Origin of the sequence: Promicromonospora sp. NPDC060204, from assembly GCF_042728455.1 — a bacterium.
Lineage (GTDB): Bacteria > Actinomycetota > Actinomycetes > Actinomycetales > Cellulomonadaceae > Promicromonospora.
Genome location: NZ_JBHWZO010000401.1, coordinates 1 through 3454, shown reverse-complemented (window position 1 = coordinate 3454; position 3454 = coordinate 1). Strand labels below are relative to the sequence as shown.

General features: G+C 73.7%; 4 protein-coding genes. 3 read left to right on the top strand and 1 reads right to left on the bottom strand.

Annotated elements, in window-relative coordinates:
- Positions 1–108 precede the first annotated feature (108 nt).
- A complete protein-coding gene (locus tag ACFWEJ_RS27980) occupies positions 109–969 on the bottom strand; it encodes a hypothetical protein (protein ID WP_377232433.1) in 861 nt (286 codons plus the stop codon).
- Positions 970–1102: 133 nt separating this feature from the next.
- Between ACFWEJ_RS27980 and ACFWEJ_RS27975 the strand changes: the two genes are divergently transcribed.
- The 3 genes from ACFWEJ_RS27975 (at position 1103) to ACFWEJ_RS27965 (ending at position 3423) form a co-directional block, all read left to right on the top strand.
- Positions 1103–2098 (top strand): helix-turn-helix domain-containing protein, encoded by a 996-nt coding sequence (locus ACFWEJ_RS27975; RefSeq protein ID WP_377232432.1) that lies wholly within the window; start codon positions 1103–1105, stop codon positions 2096–2098.
- Positions 2099–2124: 26 nt separating this feature from the next.
- On the top strand, positions 2125–3018 hold the full coding sequence (locus ACFWEJ_RS27970) for an LLM class flavin-dependent oxidoreductase (RefSeq protein ID WP_377232431.1): 894 nt from the start codon (positions 2125–2127) through the stop codon (positions 3016–3018).
- A 147-nt stretch (positions 3019–3165) separates the two neighbouring features.
- Positions 3166–3423 (top strand): hypothetical protein, encoded by a 258-nt coding sequence (locus tag ACFWEJ_RS27965; protein WP_377232430.1) that lies wholly within the window; start codon positions 3166–3168, stop codon positions 3421–3423.
- The last annotated feature ends 31 nt before the right edge of the window (positions 3424–3454 follow it).

Sequence of the window (3454 nt, the reverse complement as noted above, 5' to 3'; positions counted from 1 at the left end):
GTCCAAAGCGAAGAAACCTGGGCCTCAAAGGGGAGGACGTGGGGCCGGATCGACCCGGGGCTCCCGACGGCGGAGCAGCAGTCGGGCCGACGGTCGGCGGGCGGAGCGTCAGGCCGGAGCGCGGAGGGCCAGGCGCGGGAGCAGGATCTGCTCCCAGAGGACCGCGCGCTTCGGCCGGAAGAAGCCCGAGTGCCCGATCCGGGTCAGGCCGTGGTCGGCGGCGCGCATCTCGACGAGCTCCACCTCGGCGCCCGGGAACTCGCGGCTCCAGTAGCGGATCGACTCCGGGGAGATCAGCTCGTCGTCCGCGGTCCACAGGGCGGTGACCGGCGTCGCGACCTTCGCGAAGCGGTCCCGCAGCTCGGGGAGCTCGCTGAACAGGTAGTCCGGGTGCAGGCACCAGCGGCCCCACTGGCGCATGACGCCGCCGGGCAGGTCGTCCAGGATCCGCAGCCGCCGGCCCGGGTAGTAGCCCGCCAGCGCCGTCGCGGCCGGTGCGATGACGCGCCAGAGCAGGGGCGACCAGGTCCGGATGGCCGGAGCGGCCTTGCCCCGCCAGCCGGTTCCCGAGGTCACCATCACGCAGCGGTCGACGCCGACGTCGGCCAGGAAGCCCAGGCTCTGGCCGCCGAACGAGTGCCCGACCCAGGTGAGCGGGACGCCGTCGGCGTCGGCCCGGCCGCGCGCGTGGAGCGCGGCGGCCTCGGCGTCGTGGTACCAGTCGAGGGCGGTGACCGTCGAGTCCCGCAGGGGGCCGTAGAGCTCCGGCTCGGAGCCGCGGTAGGAGAACGTGAGCACCGCGAACCCGCGTTCGGCGAGCCACGTGGCGGTGTGCCGGTAGAACCGCATCGGCATGGCCATGGCCGGCGCGATCGCCACGACGCCGACAGGGGCGCCGTCCGGCAGGAACCAGCGGCCCGCGACCCGCTCGCCGCCGTCGGCGAGGAAGCTCACGTCTTCGGTGCTCACGTCCGGGAGGCTACCAACCGGCCCGGCCCTCGCCGAAGACCGCACACGCCCACAGAAGGTACAAAAGCATCGAAGTGCCCCCCTGGCGTATCCTCGCCACGGCACGGTGAAATTCATCCGGCGGGAGGATGACATGCTCAGTGACGTGCTCGGCCTGACCAAGTCGCAGTCGCTCGCGTACCGCGAGCTCGTGGCCTCACCATCGCTCGACGCCGCGGAGCTGGCACACCGGCTCGGGTGCGACCCGGGCGACGCCCTGGACGTGCTCCGCACGCTGGAGAACCACGGCCTCGCGGCCCGGCAGAGCGCGGACGACTCCCGGTTCCAGGCCGCTCCCCCCGAGATCGCGCTGGGCGCGCTGCTCGCCCGGCGCAAGGACGAGATCCGCGCGGCGCAGGTCGAGCTGATCGAGCTCGAGGAGGACTTCCGGCGCTCGTCGGCGCTGCGGCCGGCGACCGACGTCGTCGACGTGGTGCGCGGGGCGGACGCCGTGAAGCACCGCATCATGCAGCTCCAGCTCGGCGCGCGCGAGACGGTGGAGTCGTTCACCAAGCCGCCGGTCTTCGTGATGTCCGCCGAGGACAACACGGCCGAGGACCAGGCTGTGGCCCGCGGCGTCCGGTACCGGGTGGTGGTCGACCGCGTGTTCCTGGACACGGGCATGATGCGGGTGGACGACGTCGCCGCAGCCATCGACAACGGCGAGGAGGTGCGGTTCTCCGAGCGGGTGCCGATCAAGCTGTTCATCATCGACCGCCGGCTCGCGTTCGTGCCGATCCAGACCGTGGTGGACGCCGAGGACTCCGACCTCGCCCCCGACCTGGTGGGCGCGCTGATCATCCATCCCTCCGGGCTGCTCGACGCCCTCATCGCCCTGTTCGAGGCGGTGTGGCGGGACGCCACGCCGTTCGCGCGTCCCGGCGAGCCGGACGGCGGCGGCGAGCTCGAGTACCAGGACGCCCGCATCCTCGGGCTGATGCTCGTGGGCCTCACAGACCAGTCGGTGGCCAACCAGCTCGGCCTCTCGCTGCGGACGGTGCAGCGCCGCGTCAAGGTGCTCATGGACATCGCCGGCGTCTCGACACGCATCCAGCTCGGCTGGCACGCCGCGCGCAAGGGCTGGATCTGACGGCAGCCCCGTGACAGCGTGTGGCCATGACCACACTGGCGTGCATCATCCGTCCCTCGACCCCGCCGTCCCGCGTCATCCCCCTCGCCCGCGCCGTCGAGGCCGCGGGGATCGAGGAGATCTGGCTGTGGGAGGACTGCTTCCAGACCGGCGGGATCTCCGCCGCCAGCGCGATCCTGGCCGCGACCGACCAAGTCCGCGTGGGGATCGGCGTGATGCCCACGCCCCTGCGGAACGTCGCCCTCACCGCGATGGAGGTCGCCACGGTCGACGGGATGTTCCCGGGCCGGCTCATCCCGGGGATCGGGCACGGCGTGCAGTCCTGGATGACGCAGGTGGGCGCGAAGGCGGCATCGCCCCTGACCCTGATGCGGGAGTACGCGACGACGCTGCGCGCCCTGCTCGCGGGGGAGGGCGTGACGGTGTCGGGCCGGTACGTGAACCTGGACGACGTGAAGCTGGACTGGCCGCCCGCCCGGCCCGTGCGGGTGCCGGTCGCCGCGACGGGGCCCAAGTCGTTGCGCCTCGCGGGCGAGGTGGGCGACGGCGTGGTGCTGGAGGGTTCCGTGGGCCTGGTCGGGCTGCCTGCCGCGCTGGAGCGGATCGCCGAGGGCCGGGCTGCCGCCGGGCGCGAGGCGGACGCCTTCTCGGTGGTCCAGTTCGTGTCCGGGGGCACCGGACCCGGTGCCGCCGAGCGGCTGCGCGCCGAACTCACCACGTGGGGCCAGGACGTGGCCGACGACGAGCGGCTGGCGGGCTACGCGATCTGGGGCGACGCCCTGGCGCTGGCCGAGGGCGTGCGCCGGTTCGGCGCGGCCGGCGCGGACACCGTGGCGATCCAGCCGACCGAGGACGACCCGGACCTGGAGCGGCTCGCCGAGGTGCTGGGCGAGGCGGGCGAGCTGCTGAGCCGGGACTGAGGGCGCGGGCCGGCGGCCCGGGCCGACGGCGCGGGCCTGCGACCGGACATTCGGGCTCACCCAAAGGACGTTGAGCCCCGCCCGTCCGTACCGCAGCGTGGACCGGGCCGGGCGGGACGGTCCCTCCGGCCACGAAGGAGGTTCACGATGAACAAGCTCGTACGGGTGGCCGCCGCTGGTACCGCGGCCCTCCTCACGACAGCCGCGGGCGTGCTCGGCGCCGGGGCGGCCGCAGCCGCCGACCGGGAGTACGGCACGGACGGGACGCGGGTCACGTCCGTCGGGCAGGACGACCGGGACTTCGGCACGGACGGCACCCGGGTGACGTCCGACAACAAGGACTGGTCGGCCGGGACCGACGGGACGCGCGTGACGTCGGTCCCGACCGACGACCGCGAGTACTGAGTCCGCACGGCACGACGCCGGGGTCGCACCG

What these genes read in the sequence shown, in the direction of transcription:
- ACFWEJ_RS27975 (WP_377232432.1), top strand. Translation starts at nt 1,103, where the DNA reads ATGCTCAGTGACGTGCTCGGCCTGACCAAGTCGCAGTCGCTCGCGTAC.
- ACFWEJ_RS27970 (WP_377232431.1), top strand. Translation starts at nt 2,125, where the DNA reads ATGACCACACTGGCGTGCATCATCCGTCCCTCGACCCCGCCGTCCCGC.
- ACFWEJ_RS27965 (WP_377232430.1), top strand. Translation starts at nt 3,166, where the DNA reads ATGAACAAGCTCGTACGGGTGGCCGCCGCTGGTACCGCGGCCCTCCTC.